At 62.9% G+C, this 17,885-nt stretch carries 19 protein-coding genes and 1 tRNA gene; 6 read left to right on the top strand and 14 right to left on the bottom strand.

All coding sequences use genetic code 11. The features are described from left to right. Nucleotide 1: 1 nt before the first annotated feature. The 4 genes from NKH97_RS23350 to NKH97_RS23335 all read left to right on the top strand — a co-directional run bounded on the left by NKH97_RS23350 (nt 2) and on the right by NKH97_RS23335 (nt 4,160). On the top strand, nt 2-1,132 hold the full coding sequence (locus tag NKH97_RS23350) for a glycosyltransferase family 4 protein (RefSeq protein ID WP_128305462.1): 1,131 nt from the start codon (nt 2-4) through the stop codon (nt 1,130-1,132). 94 nt (nt 1,133-1,226) lie between these two features. Continuing rightward, on the top strand, nt 1,227-2,762 hold the full coding sequence (locus NKH97_RS23345) for an undecaprenyl-phosphate glucose phosphotransferase (protein WP_128305463.1): 1,536 nt from the start codon (nt 1,227-1,229) through the stop codon (nt 2,760-2,762). Beyond that, nucleotides 2,759-4,027: an O-antigen ligase family protein gene (locus NKH97_RS23340; protein WP_128305464.1), complete on the top strand. Its 1,269-nt coding sequence runs from the start codon at nt 2,759-2,761 to the stop codon at nt 4,025-4,027. The genes NKH97_RS23345 and NKH97_RS23340 overlap by 4 nt, the downstream gene beginning before the upstream one ends. Before the next feature lie 56 nt (nt 4,028-4,083). Then, nucleotides 4,084-4,160 (top strand) — tRNA-Pro (locus tag NKH97_RS23335). A gap of 119 nt (nt 4,161-4,279) precedes the next feature. On the opposite strand, the gene NKH97_RS23330 is transcribed toward NKH97_RS23335, so the two are convergent. Then, nucleotides 4,280-4,741 carry a YbaK/EbsC family protein gene (locus NKH97_RS23330; RefSeq protein ID WP_128305465.1) on the bottom strand — a complete coding sequence of 154 codons (462 nt, stop codon included), beginning with the start codon at nt 4,739-4,741 and terminating at the stop codon, nt 4,280-4,282. Nucleotides 4,742-4,919: 178 nt separating this feature from the next. Continuing rightward, nucleotides 4,920-5,204 (bottom strand): helix-turn-helix domain-containing protein, encoded by a 285-nt coding sequence (locus tag NKH97_RS23325; protein WP_127320647.1) that lies wholly within the window; start codon nt 5,202-5,204, stop codon nt 4,920-4,922. A gap of 283 nt (nt 5,205-5,487) precedes the next feature. Between NKH97_RS23325 and NKH97_RS23320 the strand changes: the two genes are divergently transcribed. Continuing rightward, complete coding sequence (locus tag NKH97_RS23320; protein WP_128305466.1) at nt 5,488-6,102, top strand: hypothetical protein; 615 nt, start codon at nt 5,488-5,490, stop codon at nt 6,100-6,102. 528 nt (nt 6,103-6,630) lie between these two features. Here the strand turns inward: NKH97_RS23320 and NKH97_RS23315 are convergent. From NKH97_RS23315 to NKH97_RS23280, 8 genes are all read right to left on the bottom strand, one after another. Then, nucleotides 6,631-6,780: a hypothetical protein gene (locus NKH97_RS23315; protein ID WP_164893064.1), complete on the bottom strand. Its 150-nt coding sequence runs from the start codon at nt 6,778-6,780 to the stop codon at nt 6,631-6,633. Nucleotides 6,781-6,866: 86 nt separating this feature from the next. Then, nucleotides 6,867-7,169: a hypothetical protein gene (locus tag NKH97_RS23310; RefSeq protein ID WP_128305467.1), complete on the bottom strand. Its 303-nt coding sequence runs from the start codon at nt 7,167-7,169 to the stop codon at nt 6,867-6,869. Between the two features lie 92 nt (nt 7,170-7,261). Next, nucleotides 7,262-7,801 (bottom strand): MerR family transcriptional regulator, encoded by a 540-nt coding sequence (locus tag NKH97_RS23305; protein ID WP_023810244.1) that lies wholly within the window; start codon nt 7,799-7,801, stop codon nt 7,262-7,264. A gap of 124 nt (nt 7,802-7,925) precedes the next feature. Beyond that, complete coding sequence (locus tag NKH97_RS23300) at nt 7,926-8,249, bottom strand: integration host factor subunit alpha (protein WP_013532231.1); 324 nt, start codon at nt 8,247-8,249, stop codon at nt 7,926-7,928. Between the two features lie 103 nt (nt 8,250-8,352). Then, on the bottom strand, nt 8,353-9,324 hold the full coding sequence (locus tag NKH97_RS23295; RefSeq protein ID WP_023810242.1) for a beta-ketoacyl-ACP synthase III: 972 nt from the start codon (nt 9,322-9,324) through the stop codon (nt 8,353-8,355). 9 nt (nt 9,325-9,333) lie between these two features. Next, nucleotides 9,334-10,404 carry a phosphate acyltransferase PlsX gene (plsX, locus tag NKH97_RS23290; protein ID WP_023810241.1) on the bottom strand — a complete coding sequence of 357 codons (1,071 nt, stop codon included), beginning with the start codon at nt 10,402-10,404 and terminating at the stop codon, nt 9,334-9,336. A 113-nt stretch (nt 10,405-10,517) separates the two neighbouring features. Next, complete coding sequence (locus NKH97_RS23285) at nt 10,518-11,066, bottom strand: YceD family protein (RefSeq protein WP_023810240.1); 549 nt, start codon at nt 11,064-11,066, stop codon at nt 10,518-10,520. Further along, on the bottom strand, nt 11,063-11,611 hold the full coding sequence (locus NKH97_RS23280) for a ubiquinol-cytochrome C chaperone family protein (RefSeq protein ID WP_023810239.1): 549 nt from the start codon (nt 11,609-11,611) through the stop codon (nt 11,063-11,065). The genes NKH97_RS23285 and NKH97_RS23280 overlap by 4 nt, the downstream gene beginning before the upstream one ends. 114 nt (nt 11,612-11,725) lie before the next feature. On the opposite strand from NKH97_RS23280, the gene NKH97_RS23275 reads away from it, so the two are divergent. After that, complete coding sequence (locus NKH97_RS23275) at nt 11,726-12,238, top strand: outer membrane protein assembly factor BamE (RefSeq protein ID WP_023810238.1); 513 nt, start codon at nt 11,726-11,728, stop codon at nt 12,236-12,238. A gap of 267 nt (nt 12,239-12,505) precedes the next feature. Here NKH97_RS23275 and NKH97_RS23270 read toward each other — a convergent pair whose 3' ends face one another. The 4 genes from NKH97_RS23270 to NKH97_RS23255 all read right to left on the bottom strand — a co-directional run bounded on the left by NKH97_RS23270 (nt 12,506) and on the right by NKH97_RS23255 (nt 17,731). Then, nucleotides 12,506-14,647 carry a sodium-translocating pyrophosphatase gene (locus NKH97_RS23270; protein WP_128305721.1) on the bottom strand — a complete coding sequence of 714 codons (2,142 nt, stop codon included), beginning with the start codon at nt 14,645-14,647 and terminating at the stop codon, nt 12,506-12,508. A 239-nt stretch (nt 14,648-14,886) separates the two neighbouring features. Then, on the bottom strand, nt 14,887-15,636 hold the full coding sequence (locus NKH97_RS23265; protein ID WP_128305720.1) for an ABC transporter permease: 750 nt from the start codon (nt 15,634-15,636) through the stop codon (nt 14,887-14,889). After that, entirely contained in the window at nt 15,633-16,571 is a 939-nt protein-coding gene (locus NKH97_RS23260; RefSeq protein ID WP_127288814.1) for an ABC transporter ATP-binding protein, read from the bottom strand. Before NKH97_RS23260 ends, NKH97_RS23265 begins: the two co-directional genes overlap by 4 nt. Further along, entirely contained in the window at nt 16,568-17,731 is a 1,164-nt protein-coding gene (locus NKH97_RS23255) for an ABC transporter permease (protein WP_352798869.1), read from the bottom strand. Before NKH97_RS23255 ends, NKH97_RS23260 begins: the two co-directional genes overlap by 4 nt. Nucleotides 17,732-17,885 lie beyond the last annotated feature (154 nt).

Here is a 17,885-nt window from a genome sequence, read left to right as displayed (position 1 = left end):
AGTGGCGGACAGGCTCAGGATCGTCCATTGCTTTCGCTCACCCGTCGGAGGAATTTTCCGGCATGTGCGCGACCTGGCCGAGGCGCAGGTCGCCGCCGGGCATTCCGTCGGCATCGTCTGCGATTCGACGACAGGCGGCACGTTCGAGGAACATCTGTTCGAGCAGATGAAGGACTTGCTGGCGCTCGGCATTCATCGCACGCCGATGCAGCGCCACGTCGGTCCCGGCGACCTTGCCTCGGCCTGGCGCACGTACAGGATCATCAAGGAATTGCGGCCGGACGTACTGCATGGGCACGGCGCCAAGGGTGGCGCCTATGCCCGTCTGTTCGGCTCATTGTTGCGGGTATCAAGGTCTCGCGTAGCCCGCCTTTATTCGCCGCATGGCGGCTCGCTCCACTATGACGAGAACACGACCACCGGAAAGCTGTTCTTCGCGCTCGAGCGCTTCATGGCTCGCTTCACCGACTATCTGCTGTTTGTCTCGGACTATGAGCGGCGGACCTATCGCCACAAGGTAGGCGAGCCGCCCATTCCCAACACCCTCGTCTATAACGGCCTGCGCGCCACTGAATTCGAGCCGGTGATCACCGCGCCGGACGCAGCCGACCTGCTTTATATCGGCATGATGCGCGACCTGAAGGGACCGGACATCTTCATCGACGCATTGGCGCTCGCCGGCCCGCGGTTCGGCCGCGCGCTGACCGCGGTGATGGTCGGCGACGGCGACGACCTTCCGCGTTACCACGGGCAAGTGAAACGCCTCGGGCTCGAGCGCCATGTCCGCTTCCTGCCGCCGATGCCGGCCAGGGAGGCCTTTGCCCTTGCCGCGCTTATCATCGTTCCCTCGCGCGCCGAAGCCATGCCCTATATCGTCCTGGAAACGCTTGCCGCGGGAAAGTCGATGATCGCAACCGCGGTCGGCGGCATTCCGGAGATATTCGACATCGGTTCCCCCGCCCTGATCCGACCTGACCCGATCGAGCTCGCGGACAGGATGAGCCAGGCGCTGGCCGACCCGGCCGCCTATCGCGACCTGATGCCCGATAGCGCCAACCTCAAGGCACGCTTCGGCGCCGATGTGATGGCCGCCGACATCGAGAAGGCCTATTTCGCCGCGCTCGACACGTAGGCGCAGGACCAAGCCGTTCCAAAGCCATGCGTTGTTTCAAGGGTTTCTTAGCTCTCTTTTGCTATGACCGGGGGGAAGCTTGCGGAAAGCCCTCATGAACGAGATCGACCCCGCGCGCCGCTTTTCAGCAGAGGCGGTGCGTAAATTCGACGGCCCGGCCGACGGCGACACGCCAAGCGGCATGAACGATGTCGCCCGCCAGGTCGCCTCGCAGTACCGGCGCGATACGATGTCGCCGATCATGGTCAGCGGTGTCCTGCGCATGGTCGAATTCGGCTTGCTGTTCCTGTCCGGACTCGCCGTCTATTTCCACTATGTCGGGTTCTTCAACTATCTCGCCTGGCAATATCCGGTGACGATCGCAGCGGGCTCGTTCCTTGCCGTGGTGCTGCTCGACGTCACCGACTGCTACCAGATCGTCGCCCTGATGCGGCCCATCGCCAATTTCGGCCGCGTGCTGCTCGTCTGGGCCGGCACTTTCGCCCTGATGGCGCTGACGGCATTCGTCATGAAGATGTCGCAGGACTATTCGCGCCTTTTGTTCGGCAGCTGGTTCGTCATCGGCTTCGTTCTCATCTTCGGCCTCAGGCTGGTGATGTCGAAGCTGATCCGGGCCTGGGCGCGCGATGGCCGCATGGAGCGGCGCGCCGTCATCGTCGGCGGCGGCAAGGCGGCGGAAATCCTGATCCGCTCGGTCGAAAAGCAGCCCTACAACGATATCCGCATCTGCGGCATCTTCGACGATCGCGGCGACAAGCGCTCGCCGCCCATCGTCGCCGGCTACCCCAAGCTCGGCACCATTTCGGAACTGATCGAATTCGCCCGCATCGCCCGCATCGACATGCTGATCGTATCGCTGCCGCTGACCGCCGAATCGCGCGTTCTGCAGTTGCTGAAGAAGCTGTGGGTGCTGCCGGTCGACATCCGGCTTTCGGCGCATTCCAACGCGCTGCAGTTTCGCCCGCGCGCCTATTCCTACATCGGCGCGGTGCCGATGCTCGACATCTTCGACAAGCCGATCAACGACTGGGATTCGGTCGCCAAGCGCGCCTTCGACATTGTCTTCAGCCTGATCGGCATCGTCGTGTTCTCGCCGGTGATGCTGGCGACCGCCATCGCCATCAAGCTCGACAGCAAGGGGCCGGTGCTGTTCCATCAGAAGCGGCACGGTTTCAACAATGAGATCATCGAGGTCTACAAGTTCCGTTCGATGTATACGGACAAGGCCGATCCGACCGCCAAGCAGACGGTGACCAAGAACGACCCGCGCGTCACCCGCGTCGGCCGCTTCATCCGCAAGACCTCGATCGACGAGCTGCCGCAGTTCTTCAACTCGCTGCTGGGTTCGCTGTCGCTGGTCGGTCCACGCCCGCATGCCATCGCCGCACAGTCGCATAATTTGCTCTACAACGAGGTTGTCGACGGCTATTTCGCCCGCCACAAGGTCAAGCCCGGCGTCACCGGCTGGGCGCAGATCAATGGCTGGCGCGGCGAGATGGACACCAACGAGAAGATCCGCATGCGAACCGAGTATGATCTCTTCTACATCGAGAACTGGTCGCTGCTGTTCGATTTGCGGATTCTGTTCCTCACGCCGCTCCGGCTGCTCAACACGGAAAACGCCTATTGAGCGCGATCAGCCATGATCTGCCGCGCGCGGCGGTCAACGCCAAGCTGGTCGCGCTGATTTCCTCGGGCGCGGTCTTCCTCGGCATTCTGCTGTCCGGCTTCGTCATCAGCGAGCCGGCGCCCTATGAGCTCTACATGGCCGGGCTGATCGCCATCTGTGCGCTTTTCGGCTTGCGGATTTCCCGCGCGGCCACGCCGCTGCTGGTGCTGCTGGTGACGATGAACATCGGCGGCATGATCTCTATGACGCAGATGGCGGACCTCGCCAACACACCGCTCTATCTCGCCGTCTCGCTGTTTCTCGCCTTCAGCGCGGTGTTCTTCGCATCGATCACCGCCGTACAGCCGGGCCTCTACCGATTGATCTTCATTGCCTATGTGGTTTCGGCCGTGGCCACCTCGCTGCTTGGCATTGCAGGCTACTTCCATGCCTTTCCGGGCGCGGAGATGTTCACCAAATACGATCGTGCCGCCGGCGCCTTCCAGGACCCGAACGTGTTCGGCCCCTTCCTGGTGCTGCCCGGCATCTATCTGCTCTATCTGCTTTTGACCGGACCGGTGACACGCATGCCGCTGCTGGCGGTACCACTGCTGATCATCACCGCCGGCATCTTCTTTTCCTTCTCGCGCGGTGCCTGGGGCATGTTCGCCGTTTCGGCCGTCCTGCTCACCGGCTGCCTGTTCCTGCAGAGCGCCAGCGGAATGTTCCGGCTGCGCGTGGTGGTGATGACGATTGCAGCACTGGCGCTGCTGGTCGTCGCCATGATCGTCATCCTGCAGCTGCCCGGCGTCTCGGAGATGTTCTCCAACCGTGCCCATCTCGAGCAGAGCTACGACACCGCCCGCCTCGGCCGTTTCGCCCGCTACGGCATCGGCTTCCAAATGGCGATGGAGCATCCGTTCGGCATCGGCCCGCTGGTCTTCGGCACGATCTTCGGTGAAGACACCCACGACATCTGGCTGAAGATGCTGATGGATTATGGCTGGCTCGGCTTCGTGTCGTTCCTGGCGCTCGTCTTATGGACGATAGCAGCCGGCTTCCGCATCCTGCTGCGCGACCGGCCGTGGCAGCCCTATCTCCTGTGCGCCTATGTCGCCTTTATCGGCAATATCGGGCTCGGCACCTTCATCGACATCGACCACTGGCGCCACGTCTATCTGCTGCTCGGCCTGATCTGGGGCGCCATCGCGCTGGAATACAGCCATCAGCGGCTGTTGCGGCCTGCCTTGCAGGGCTCGCCGGCACCGGCAATCGCAGCGGGATAAAAGTCGCGGAATTCGGTTGACCCGCACGGGGTTATCACGATACATCGCGACCGGTCCGGAGTGTAGCGCAGCCCGGTAGCGCACTTGACTGGGGGTCAAGGGGTCGTCGGTTCGAATCCGGCCACTCCGACCAATTCAAAGCAGGACTTGCCCCCGAAGTCCGCCCCTCCAGATGCCCCGGTCAGCCCGGCCAAATCTCGGATCTGGGCAACCATGTCCTCTCCCATTTGAACTCCGGCTTGGGCGCCAACTCTACCCTTGGCACACATCAACCCATTCAGCCCCAATGAGCTCAACCATGCGCTGCGGCGCAATCCGCACGGCCGCATTGGTGGCGCCGGCAGCGGGCACGACTTCGTCGAATTCGCGCAGCGACACGTCACAATAGACCGGCAGCGGCGCCGGCAGGCCGAACGGGCAGACGCCGCCGACCGGATGGCTGGTTGCTTCGACAACCTCGGTGGCGTCGAGCATACGCGGCTTGCCGCCGAACTGGTCCTTGAACTTGCGGTTGTCCAGCCTGGCGATGCCGCTGGTCACCACCAGCATGGTGCGGTCGCCGACGCGCAGGCAGATCGTCTTGGCGATCTGGGCCGGCAGCACGCCATGCGCCTCGGCCGCCAGGGCCACCGTCGCCGAGCTCGCCTGCGTGACGATGACATGGATGTCCGGCGCATGGGCGGCGAAGAAGGCACGAACGGATTCCAGGCTCATATCGAAAAACCGACGGTTCAAAAACGTTATGGACGGCGGATTACGGTCCAGCAGCCAGACGCATAGGCACGTGCGATAGACAGATCGGCAAGTGCCAGGCTGAAGCAAAGCGCTGCGGCAGGTACAAAGAAACCCGCCAAGGGGCCTTGGCGGGTTCTCTGGAATGCATGGTGCGGATCTACGCCAGCGATCGACCTTGCGCCGCCGGCGTCGGCGCAGCCGGGGTGATCAGAGCCTCCTGGGGAAGGTGAAGCGCGGACACAATACGACGCAGCTTCGACGGGTCGGTCACTCTCCCGCTTTCGATATCCTCAATCTCGTCCACCGCCAGGCCGCATGTCAGGGAGAGCTCTTCCACGCTGTAACCGCGGGTCTCCCGCATCGCTCTGAGGGTGTTGTAATCTGGCCCGCTCCCGTTGGTTGCCGGTTCGGAGTGGGGTTCGCTTTTCGCATTATGGGGCATTGGCAACTCCATGACTGAAAGAGTTTGATCAAATGAGGAGTGTTGCCTGAGACGGTCGGGAAGATGCCCTCTCGCCGGCGATTTGCCAAGAGCCAAAAGGGCCGTCACGGGATCGTGAACCAGGCGCCTGGCGCGGCCCTCTCGCGTACACGTCGCGATCAAGTTGTTTTGAAGGTCCGATCGGCCTTTTGCCGGCAGTTTCGCCGCGCACGTTCGTTATCTCCGGGTCGCTGGCGTGAAACCATCCGGTTCCAGCCAGCTCGTTCCCGGAAGGATTTTTGCAATGAACTTGAAGACATTCATGGTCGTGCTCGGCACGATTTCCAGCCTTTCCGTCGCCGGCGCGGGCGCCGCCCAAGCCGCAGACGCGCTGCGTGTGCGCGGCACGGTGGTCAGTTTTGAGCCCACGCTGCTCACCGTGAAAACCCGCCAGGGCGATACCGACGCGATCAAGCTCAAGGCTGGCTGGAAGATCTCGGGCGTCGCCAACGCCTCGGCAAAGGACATCAAGCAGGGGGATTTCCTCGGCATTGCCTCCGTTTCGAAAGCGGATGGCGGCAGCGGCGCCCTGGAGGTGGTGGTCTTTCCGGCCGCGCTGAAAGGCACTGGCGAGGGCGACCGTCCCTGGGACCTGCAGCCAAACAGCCGGATGACCAACGGCACCGTCGCCGACGTTACCGATATAAGCGGGCGATCCGTCACCCTGACCTATGACAATGGCCAGACCAAGAAGATTTCGATCCCCGACACCACGCCCGTCGTGACCTTCGCGCCGGCGACGCCTACCGACCTCAAGCCGGGTGCGACGGTCTTTGTCACCGCTGAGCGGGGCAGTGACGGCGCGCTGAGCGCCAGCCGCGTCGTGGTCGGAAACAACGGCGTCGTGCCGCCGATGTAGTGGGACGGGCGGCCAATGGCCGCCTCTCGATCTTGCCGTGCATGGTGGCAGGAGGCTGAATTGGGCAGAAACAGTACAGAAACAAAATTCTACAATCGGGAAATACTGACGAAAAAATTCAGGCGCGTAATTCCATTCGCGGGGGCCGGGCTATCGCCCCGATCCATACGCCCGCGAAACAAAAGGAAACGATCCATGAAGAAGTCCCTCCTCTCGGCCCTCGGGCTTGCAGTTGCATTGGCTTTCACGGTGCCCGTCATCGGTGCGACGAGTGCGGATGCCGCCCCGATGGCAAAGCATCATCGTCACCACCATCATCATCGCCACCATGTCCGCCACCACCATCATCACCGCCACCACCACCATGTGATCGGAAACAAGGCCTAAGCTCCGCAGACCGCCACCGAGAAGACCGGCCTTGGCTTCCTGTCCAAGGCCGGCTACTCCGCCCCGCGAGGCTCGATCGCGGATCGACAATTCACGCAAATCCAATGCGCGACGCCGGTGAGATCGTCATCCCGGCGCTGGCTATGGCACCACCACCAATCCGGCGTTCACCGGCGAATCGAGCGGCTCTGGCGGCTTGACCAATCCGCATTCCTGCGCCGGCGACACAGAGGTGTTGGGCGCCTCTATGCCGACACGCTCCTCGCCAGATGCCGGAGCGACAACAGACATGGCCGCTCGCAAGGAAAATGACGGATCACCTTAGGGCGAGCCGTCACTTCTTCTTGCTCGTATCTGTGGGATTTGGGTTTTAGAATTCAGCGCCGGCTGAACAGCAGACTGGCGACAAGACCGAGCACCACAAGGCCCACTGCGGCGGCAGCTGCCGGATGGTCGCGGGCCGACTTCTCGATCACCCTGCCCTGTTTGCGGATTGCCGGCATGGCATCGTGCAGGCGGCCGGCAAGATCGGAATAGGTGTCGAGCGCGGCATCGCGACCGTCCTCGTAGTAGGCGCCGCCTCGCCTCGCCACAGCCCTCTTCAAGCTGGCCAGTTCCTTGCTGAGAACCGCGACCTGCCTGTCGAGATCGATGTCCGAGAGGGTCGAAAATGATGCCATGGTATGTTTCCTTCACTTGCAGAAGGAAGCGTAACGCCTCACCCGAAGACGGGTTCCGGTTTTCGAACTATCGATGTCGCGTCGGGCTGCGGTCAGCGCACCTGGTCAAGCAGGCGCTTGCATTCCAGGAGGTCGAACAGCGCCTCCTGCAGCAAGGCCCTGTTGTCGCGCGAGAGTTTCGATGCATCCGGCTGCACCGGACCGTCCTCGTCGCTCTTGCCCAGGCCGAAAAAGCGGCGGCTGGGCTTCACCCGCGGCTGGCCGACCAGTTCGTCGTCCATGCCACGCGGCTGGGCCGCCGGCGTCAGCGGCACTTGGTCAGCCTGCCTTCGCTGTGAGATCGCCTCGACGGCGGCCATGTCGCCATTGCCGATGGCAACCAGGAAATGGTTGCCGTTCTCGCGCAACAGCTTCTGCACGCCCTTGATGGTGTAGCCCTGGTCGTAGAGCATGTGGCGAATGCCCTTGATCAGTTCGACATCCTGCGGCCGGTAGTAACGACGGCCGCCGCCGCGCTTCATCGGCTTGATCTGGTTGAAACGCGTTTCCCAGAAACGCAGCACATGCTGCGGCAGATCGAGATCTTCGGCGACCTCGCTGATGGTACGAAAGGCGTCGGGGCTCTTGTCCATGGGCGAATCCTCACGCTGGACGATGATCCGGCCTACCTGCCGAATCGGGGCTTATTTCAGCGGTTTATGAAGCAATATTCAAGCCCGGCGTCATGGCGGCGGCAGTTTTCAACCGCGCAATGGACTACTTGCCGCTTTTGGCCTTGCCGCTCTGATGGGAGCGCAAGATACGGCTCTTCAGCACATTCGACGACTTGAAGGTCATCACCCGACGCGGCAGGATCGGCACTTCCTCGCCGGTCTTGGGATTGCGGCCGATGCGTTCGTTCTTGGAGCGGACGTGGAATGTCGCGAAGGACGACAGCTTCACCGTTTCGCCGCGCACGATGGCTTCGCAGATTTCATCCAGCACCGCTTCGACGAGCTCGGCCGATTCAGTGCGCGACAGGCCGACCTTCCGGTAAACTGCCTCGGCAAGGTCGGCGCGCGTAAGTGTCTTTCCCCCCATGCGACCGTCCCATCAGCTCAAAACATAAAATTCGGCACAACAACGGCAGAGCCTAAGTAATTGATCCGTCAAGGTCAAGGACCGAAACTGGACCGTTCGGCACTTACCAGCGAACCAGGACAGCGCCCCAGGTGAAGCCGCCACCCATCGCTTCCAGGAGGACGAGATCGCCCTTCTTGATGCGGCCGTCGGCGACGGCCACCGACAGCGCCAACGGCACGGAAGCAGCCGAGGTGTTACCGTGCAAATCGACCGTAACCACCACCTTTTGCTCAGCTATCCCGAGCTTCTTGGCGGAAGCGTCAATAATTCGTTTATTGGCCTGGTGGGGCACGAACCAGTCGAGATCATCGGCCGAGATACCGGCTTGCGCGAACGTCGCCTCGATGACGTCGGTGATCATGCCGACCGCATGCTTGAAGACTTCGCGACCCTCCATCCGGAGATGGCCAACCGTACCCGTGGTCGACGGCCCGCCGTCGACGAAAAGCTTGTCCTTGTGCGTGCCATCGGAGCGCAGGCTGGCCGCCAGAACGCCATGGTCGGCGATCGTGCCCGCCCCCTCGCCTGCTTCCAGAATCATGGCGCCGGCGCCGTCGCCGAACAGCACACAGGTCGAGCGGTCGCTCCAGTCGAGGATGCGCGAGAATGTTTCCGAACCGATCACCAGGACACGCTTGGCCAGGCCGCCGCGGATGTAGAGATCGGCGGTGGTCACGGCATAGACGAAGCCCGAACAGACCGCCTGCAGGTCGAAGGCAAAGCCGTGATGCATGCCGAGCCGGTTCTGGATCTCGACGGCGGTGGCCGGGAATGTGTTGTTTGGCGTCGAGGTCGCCAGCACGATCAGATCGATGTCGGCGGGCGTGAGGCCCGCATTGGCAAGTGCGGCACGTGCCGCTGCTTCCCCGAGCGAAGCCGTGGTCTCGTCGTCACCAGCGATATGTCGCTGGCGAATACCGGTACGCTGGGCGATCCACTCGTCAGAGGTCTCGACCATGCCTTCGAAATCGGCATTCTTCATGATTCGGCGGGGCAGCGCGGCGCCCGTGCCGCGCACGACTGATCTGATCAAAGTTCTTTCCTATTCCTTTGCGTCGGTGACGACGTCGGATTTCCTAGCTGACAGGGCACGCGGGTTGCGCGCATGAAACAGGTCCAGATCGGCCTCGATGCGGTCGAGTAGGTTGTTGCGGACCATGTCATAGCCGAGTTCGATCGCGGCGGCGAACCCGTCAGAATCAGCACCGCCATGGCTTTTGACGACGATGCCGCTCAGCCCCAGGAAAACGCCGCCATTGGAGCGGCCGACATCCATCTTTTCGCGCAGGCGATCGAAGGCGCCCTTGGCGAAGATATAGCCGATCCTGGCCATCAGAGTCCGGCTCATCGCGGCGCGCAGATAGCCACCGATCTGGCGCACCGTGCCTTCCGCCGTCTTCAGCGCGATGTTGCCGGCAAAGCCTTCGGTGACGACGACGTCGACCACGCCCTTGCCGATATCGTCACCCTCGACGAAACCGTGATAGTTCATCGAGGCCATGTTGGCTTCGCGCAGCATGCGCCCGGCCTCCTTGACCTCTTCCTGGCCCTTGATCTCCTCGACGCCGACATTGAGCAGGCCGACGCTGGGCCGGGCTATGCCGAAGACCGAGCGCGCCATGCCGGTGCCGAGAATGGCAAAATCAATGAGCTGTTGCGCATCGGCCCCAATGGTCGCGCCGACGTCCAGCACCACGCTTTCGCCGCGCAATGTCGGCCAAAGGGCTGCGATCGCCGGGCGATCGATGGTGGCCATGGTGCGCAGGCAAAATTTCGACATCGCCATCAGCGCGCCGGTGTTGCCGGCGGAAATGCAGGCGTCGGCCGTGCCGGCCTTGACCGCTTCGACGGCCTTCCACATTGATGACTTCCAGCGGCCGTGGCGCAGCGCCTGGCTCGGCTTGTCGTCCATCCTGACCGCAATTTCGCAATGGAAGAATTCACTGATCTCGGCGAGCTTGGGAAATTTGGCAAGCTCCGGGCGCACGACCTCCTCACGCCCGAAGATGACGAAGCGGATGTCGGGACGACGGGTCGCGACCGTCATGAGCGCTGGAATGACCACGGCTGGTCCGTGATCGCCGCCCATGGCATCGATGGAAATCCTGATCACGCGGTATTTATCTCACGGTTAGGCGGCAGGTCGCTTTAGCGACCGCGAAGGTTCGGCGAAAATAACGGTTTTGGGCTGCCGCACAACCGACTTTTCCGTCGCGGGCGAGCTTTTCAGGATTTTCCCAGCAAGGATCGCAGTTTTTGCTGAAATTCATTCTCCGCCGGTTCGTTCTCGCTGCCGGTGTTGAGCGATGCGCCCTGCTTGCGCGGATAGGGGTCGATGGCGAGCCCGAAATACTGTTCGGCGATTGCCCCGACATCGATCGTGTCACCGGAAAATGTCTCTGGACTGTCAGGGCCTTCCGCGTCGAGCAGGATCTCGCCGCCACCATCGAAACCCTGCCGTCCAAGCTTGGAATCCTCGGGCAGCAGCAGCGCTTCGACCGGTTCGTCGATATGCGCCTCGACAGGCTCGAGCGTGACGATGCAGGCCTGGGTGATGTCGGCTTCGACGCGACCGCTTATCTTCACGCCATTGCGCTTCCACGACGCGACCAGAAGCTCGGCGCGATAGGATTCGACCGAAATCAGCCCGTGCTCCTCGGCCAGTGCCGCACGCTGCGCGGCATCGGCCTCGATAACCAGCGGCAGGCCCTTCTGCGGCAGGCGCGTAACGTTTGCCCGGAAGGAGACCGGGCTTTGCGGGTCAACATGCTTCATTGTTCAACCTCCTTGGCGGCGGGAAAGGTCAGCGTGCCGGAGACAATCGATTCGGATGTCTGCGCGGCCAGATGACTGCGCGCGTCGGTAACATAGTTGGCCAGCAGCGATGCTTCCAGCCAGGCGCCCGCGTCGGGCCGGACATTGCGGGCAAGAGCCGCGGTCAGCCCTTCATGGTCGTTTCTTTTCAGGGCATCGTCATAGGCAGCGGTTCGGCCATAAAACATCTTTGCCAGCTTTTTCATGCGTTTGGGCACGCCCACGTCGCCAATGCCCAATTCCCGCAACGAATGGTCGACGTCGAGGAAGAACTCGTCGATCAGCACCTGGGCGACCTCTTGCGCCGCACCGCCCTCCCCGCGCAACCTGTGCTGGAACAGGAACATGTGCAGCGACAGCATCTCGAAACGGCCAAGCGGCGTGTCTGGCACATTCCAGTGGGAATAAAACACGGTCTGCCGCGCCGCCGCCACGATTTGTGCGTAAAGCGCCTCGGTGATAGCGCGGTTGGCGTAGCGTTCGCGGCCAAAAAAGCGCTGGAACATTGGGGATGGTCTCCTGGGGACCGTTTGTTGAAGTGGGCTTGTTGCATCGGCAAGCAAGCTGGTTTACCGGTTTCGCGGCCCAGCGCAAGTTGCGGCCAGCTAATGGAGTTGTTGTTGCGCGCGCTGAATTTCAAGTCGACCTTCTCGTCCAGGCCCGCCGGCGCGATCTCGCTGCTGATGATCGTTTCGGCACTGTCCGCCTGCCACACCTCCAAGATGATCGGCGACCTCAGCCCAAGTGAGACGCTGACGCAAGGTTACGTCATAGACCAGCAGGCAATCGACCTGGTGCCGGTCGGTTCGAGCCGCGAGCAGGTGCTTCTGGCGCTCGGCACGCCGTCGACGACCGCGACCTTCGACAACGAGGCCTTCTATTACATTTCGCAGACGCGCAAGCGCTACGTCGCCTTCGACAAGCCACGGCTGATTGACCAGCATGTGCTGGCGGTCTATTTCGGCGCCGATGGCCGCGTCACCCAGATCGCCAATTACGGGATGAAGGACGGCAAGATGTTCGACTTCATCTCGCGCACCACACCGACCGGCGGCAAGGACCAGAACTTCCTCAGCCAGATCATCAACGGTGCCAGCAAGCTGGCACCCAGCATTCCGGGCGGCGGCGTCTAATTCCTTTCGGCTTTCATTCCGGAAGCCTCATCATCTCAGGCGACCAAAAACCCGCGGGAGCGATCCTGCGGGTTTTTGTTATGGGGATCGGTCACCGGTGTGGCCGTGGCCAAGGAAACGCGAGCCGAGCCTGGATGAGATGCTTGCACACCACGCACTGGAGGACCCAGGCGAAGCGAAGCGCTGAAGGGTCGACGTTGTCATCGCTTCAACAAAAAACCCGCGGGATCGCTCCCGCGGGTTCTGTTTTCGAGTGGATGCTTTTGATCAGCCGTGCGCGAGCACGGCCAGCAGCAAGAGCGCGACGATGTTGGTGATCTTGATCGCCGGGTTGACGGCCGGGCCAGCGGTGTCCTTGTAGGGATCGCCGACCGTGTCGCCGGTCACCGAAGCCTTGTGCGCCTCGGAACCCTTGAGATGCTTGACGCCGTCCTTGTCGACAAAGCCGTCTTCGAAGGACTTCTTGGCGTTGTCCCAGGCACCGCCGCCAGAGGTCATCGAGATGGCGACGAACAGGCCGTTGACGATGACGCCGAGCAGCGAGGCACCAAGGGCGGCAAAGGCGGACGCCTTCGAGCCCGAGATCAGCAGCACGCCGAAATAGACGACGAGCGGCGCCAGCACCGGCAGCAGCGACGGGATGATCATTTCCCTGATTGCCGCCTTGGTCAGCAGGTCGACCGCGCGTGCGTAGTTCGGCTTCGAGGTGCCAGCCATGATGCCCGGATCCTCGCGGAACTGCTTGCGCACTTCCTCGACGATGGCGCCCGCCGCGCGGCCGACGGCCGTCATGGCGATGCCGCCGAACAGATACGGGATCAGACCGCCGAAGATCAGGCCAGCGACGACGTATGGGTTGGAGAGATCGAAGGAGATCTCGCCCATGCCCTGGAAGTAGGGATATTTGTCGCCATTGGCGGCAAAGAACTTCAGGTCGTTAGAGTAGGCGGCAAACAGCACCAGTGCGCCGAGACCGGCCGAACCGATGGCGTAACCCTTGGTCACCGCCTTGGTGGTGTTGCCGACCGCGTCGAGCGCGTCGGTGGACTGGCGCACTTCCTTGGGCAGGCCGGCCATTTCGGCAATGCCGCCGGCATTGTCGGTGACCGGGCCGAAGGCATCGAGCGCAACGATCATACCGGCAAGACCGAGCATCGTCGTGACGGCGATCGCCGTACCGAAGAGGCCGGCAAGCTGATAGGTCGAGATGATGCCGCCGACAATGACGATCGCCGGCAGCGCCGTCGATTCCAGCGAGACCGCAAGGCCCTGGATGACGTTGGTGCCGTGACCGGTGACCGACGCCTGGGCGATAGAGTTGACCGGGCGCTTGTTGGTGCCGGTGTAGTATTCGGTAATGACCACGATGAGACCGGTCACCACGAGGCCGACCAGGCCGCATATGAACAGGTTCTTGCCGGTGATGACCATGCCGGCGACGGTGCCGATCTCGCCCCAGCCGAGGGTGACATGGGTGGCGACGCCGAGGCCGACGATGGACAGCAGGCCGGTGACGATCAGGCCCTTGTAGAGTGCGCCCATGATCGAGCCGTTGGAACCGAGCTTGACGAAGAAGGTGCCGACGATCGAGGTCAGGATGCAGGCGCCGCAGATAGCGAGCGGATAAAGCATGGCTGCACCCAGAACGGCGGTACCGCCAAAGAAGATGGCAGCCAGAACCATGGTGGCGACAACGGTCACCGCATAGGTTTCGAACAGGTCAGCGGCCATGCCGGCGCAGTCGCCGACATTGTCGCCGACATTGTCGGCGATGGTGGCCGGGTTGCGCGGATCGTCTTCGGGAATACCGGCTTCGACCTTGCCGACGAGATCGCCGCCGACGTCGGCGCCCTTGGTGAAGATGCCGCCGCCGAGACGGGCGAAGATCGAGATCAGCGATGCGCCGAAGCCGAGCGAGACCAGCGAGTCGATGACGATGCGATCATTGGGCTGGAGGCCCATGAAGTGGGTCAGGATGAGGTAGTAGATCGAAACGCCGAGCAAGGCCAGGCCAGCAACCAGCATGCCGGTGATGGCGCCCGATTTGAACGCGATGTCGAGGCCGGCAGCGAGGCTGTTCGATGCGGCCTGCGCCGTACGAACATTCGCGCGAACGGAGACATGCATGCCGATGAAGCCGGCGGCGCCTGAAAGCACTGCACCGATCAGGAAGCCGATCGCGGCGGTGATGGACAGCAGCCACCAGGCGAGCACGAGGACGACGACGCCAACGATGGCGATGGTGGTGTACTGACGCGCCAGATAGGCCTGTGCGCCCTCGCGGATAGCCGCGGAGATTTCCTGCATGCGTGCATTGCCCTGATCGGCCGCAAGGACCGAACGTGTCGCCCAGATGGCGTAAAGGATTGAAAGCAGGCCGCAGGCGATGACGGCGGAAATAATTGTCATTGCCGGATTTTCCTCGATTGATGGCCCAAAAGAACCCCTCCCTGGGCCGTTGAGACAAAGACCGGATTCCGTGCACGGAATCCGCCTCTTCGCAGCGGTGTATGCGAAACAGGGCTGCGAACGTCAAGATATTGTTCGGTTTTTGCCCGGCTTTCGCCTAAATGGTTGGGGCCAAGCGGCGGCTGCCGTTAGCACTCTCCTATTAGATCGATTGAAATTGGCCTTGACGCAAGACGCGGCTACTCGGTCTCCCGGCCCATGCGGCGCGCCGTGTAGCGCTCGATCGCCGATAGACCGTCATAGATCAGCACGGCAAGGGCTGCCACGATCAGGCCGCCCTGCAGGACGAAGGCGAGATTGTTGGACAACAGCCCGGCGATGATCACTTCGCCCAGCGTTTTGGCTGCCACGGTCGAACCGATGGTCGCGGTGGCAAGACTGATCACCACCGACAGCCTGATGCCGCCGAGAATGATCGGGGCGCTGAGCGGCAGCTCGACCTTGGTGAGCCTTTGCCAACCGGTCATGCCGGCGCCGCGCGCCGCCTCGACGACATTGGCCGGCAGCGTCGTCAGGCCGGTCAGCGCATTTTCGAAGATCGGCAGCAGGCCGTAGAGAAACAGGGCGATCAGCGTCGGCTTCTCGCCGAAGCCGACCGCCGGCACGGCGAGTGCCAGCACCGCCACCGGCGGAAAGGTTTGACCGATGTTGACCAGGCTGCGCGATAGCGGCAGGAATTCGGCGCCGGCCGGCCTGGTGACCAGGATGGCAAGCGCCACCGCGACGATGGTTGCGGCCACGGTGGCGATCAGAACCGTGCGTAAATGCAGCAAGGTCAGCGTCAGCAGACTGCCCTGGTTGTAGATCACCGGCGCATTGTTTTCGGTCAGCGGCTTCAGCAGCGGCTCGAACCAGCCCGGATTGGTGACGAAGGCAACGAGCAGCACCACCAAGGCTAGCCTGAGCAGCGATGGAAGCCAGGCCTTCATGCCGGCCTCGCCGCGCGCTTCACCAGCCCGTCGACGGTCACGCGGCCAAGCGGCTTGCCGTCGGTGCCTGTGACCGGCAGCGCCGGCCGACCCGACCACAACAATTCGGCCAGCGCGTCGCGCTGGCTGGCATCGCCGGGGATCGCCTCGCCTTCGGCGGAGCCCTTCTCCACGGCATCGCGGACCCGGCCTAGCGACAGCAACCGGAATGGCCGCTCGCTGGCGCCAACCAGGGTCTCGACGAAGGCGCTTGCCGGCTTTGCCAGGATCTCGGCGGGCTTGGCGTATTGCACCAGCTTGCCGGCATCCATGACCGCGATCTTGTCGCCCATATGCACGGCCTCTTCCATGTCGTGGGTGACGAGGATGATGGTGGTGCCGAAGCGCTTCTGGATCGCCAGCAGATCCTCCTGCGCCTTGGTGCGGATGATCGGGTCGAGGGCGCCGAACGGTTCGTCCATCAACAGCACGTTGGGCTCGGCGGCGAGTGCGCGGGCAACGCCGACGCGCTGCTGCTGGCCGCCGGACAGTTCGTGCGGATAGCGCGGCCCGAAGGCTTCGGGATCGAGCTGATAGAGCGTCATCAGCTCGTCGACCCGGGCCTTGATACGGTCCTTGTCCCAGCCAAGCAGCACCGGCACGGTGGCAATGTTCTGTGCCACCGTGCGATGCGGAAACAGGCCGTGGCCCTGGATGGCGTAGCCGATGCTCCGGCGCAACTCGTAGCCGGGCAGCGAACGATTGTCGGCGCCGTCGAGCTTGATGATGCCCGAGGTCGGCTCGACCAGCCGGTTGATCATGCGCAGCAGCGTCGTCTTGCCGGAACCGGACGTGCCGACAATGACGGCGATGGTGCGCGGCTCGATGACCATCGACACGTCATCGACCACGGTCGTCGCGTCATAGCGCTTGGTGATGCCTTCGATCTCGATCATGCCGTTTCAACCCTGCGCTTGGTGGCGGTCATTTCGATCACCGCATCGAGGATGATGGCGGCGGCAAAGGCGAGCGCGACCGTCGGCACGGCGCCGAGCAGCACAAGGTCCATTGCCGTCTGACCCACACCCTGGAAGACGAACAGGCCGAAACCGCCGCCGCCGATCAGCGCGGCAATGGTGGCGAGGCCGATGTTCTGCACCAAAACGATGCGGATGCCGGTGAGGATGACAGGAAAAGCCAGCGGAAACTCGACCCCGAACAGGCGCTGCCTGTCGGTCATGCCCATGCCGCGCGCCGCGTCGTTGGCCGCGCGCGGCACGCCGGCGAGACCGACCACCGTGTTGGCCACCACCGGCAGCAGCGAGTAAAGGAACAGCGCCACAAAAGCCGGTGCGGTGCCGATGCCGCGAATGCCGAGCGCGGCAGCTCCCGGCACATGCGTGGCAACCCAGCCGAGCGGCGCGATCAAAAGGCCGAACAGCGCGATCGAGGGAATGGTCTGGATGATGTTGAGCACGTTGAGGACGCCGGCGCGCAGACTTTCGACACGATGGCAGAGAATGCCGAGTGGTAAGCCGACGATCACCGCGGCGGCCAGCGAACCGAGCGCCAGCGTCACATGCTTGGAGCCCTCCGCCCAGAAACTGTCGGCGCGGTTGAAATATTCCTTCTGGATCGACAGATTGTCCCAGCTTCCCGAAATCAACAGCAGCCCGATCGCCAAAGCCGCGACCACAAGCACGCCAACCCGCGCCAATGGCGACAGGTTCAGCCTTGTCAGCACGTCGGCGAGCAAAAGCATGAAGGCAAAGATCAGAATCCAGAAACCGGAGGCTGGCGAAACTCTGGCGAAGGTGTTGCCCGCCGGCGTGAGAAATGTTCCGGCGACACCGATCAGCAGCGCGAGCGCGGCAAGCGCCATCACGCTGGCGGCAAGGCGCAGCGCAAGCGGTGTCTTGAACAGCGCGATGAGCGCGGCGACAACGATGATGGCGAGCAGCAACGTCCCGGTCGTCACCGGCAGCGCCTCGAGAATCGAGCGCGCCTGGCCGGGGACGATGCGGTTGGCACGGAACGTGGCAAAGGGCGCGGCAAAAGCCGCGTAGGCTGATATCGCGGCGATGACCACGCCGAGCTTGTCGAAGCGGGGAGTCATGGTTGCCCCTCATGAGGGGCGATTTGCCACATCGCGCAGCTTTCTTTGGGGATTGGCGAAAACCGACGCGATATCCGATCTCCCCCCTTGCGGGGGAGATGGCCGGCAGGCCAGAGGGGGGTGTGAAGGATCGCCAACTTTCGGGTGTCGGCTT

It is taken from the genome of Mesorhizobium sp. M0870, assembly GCF_040319775.1.
Lineage (GTDB): Bacteria > Pseudomonadota > Alphaproteobacteria > Rhizobiales > Rhizobiaceae > Mesorhizobium.
The sequence above is the reverse complement of the archived record's forward strand: the minus strand, read 5'-3'. Positions and strand labels throughout refer to the sequence as shown.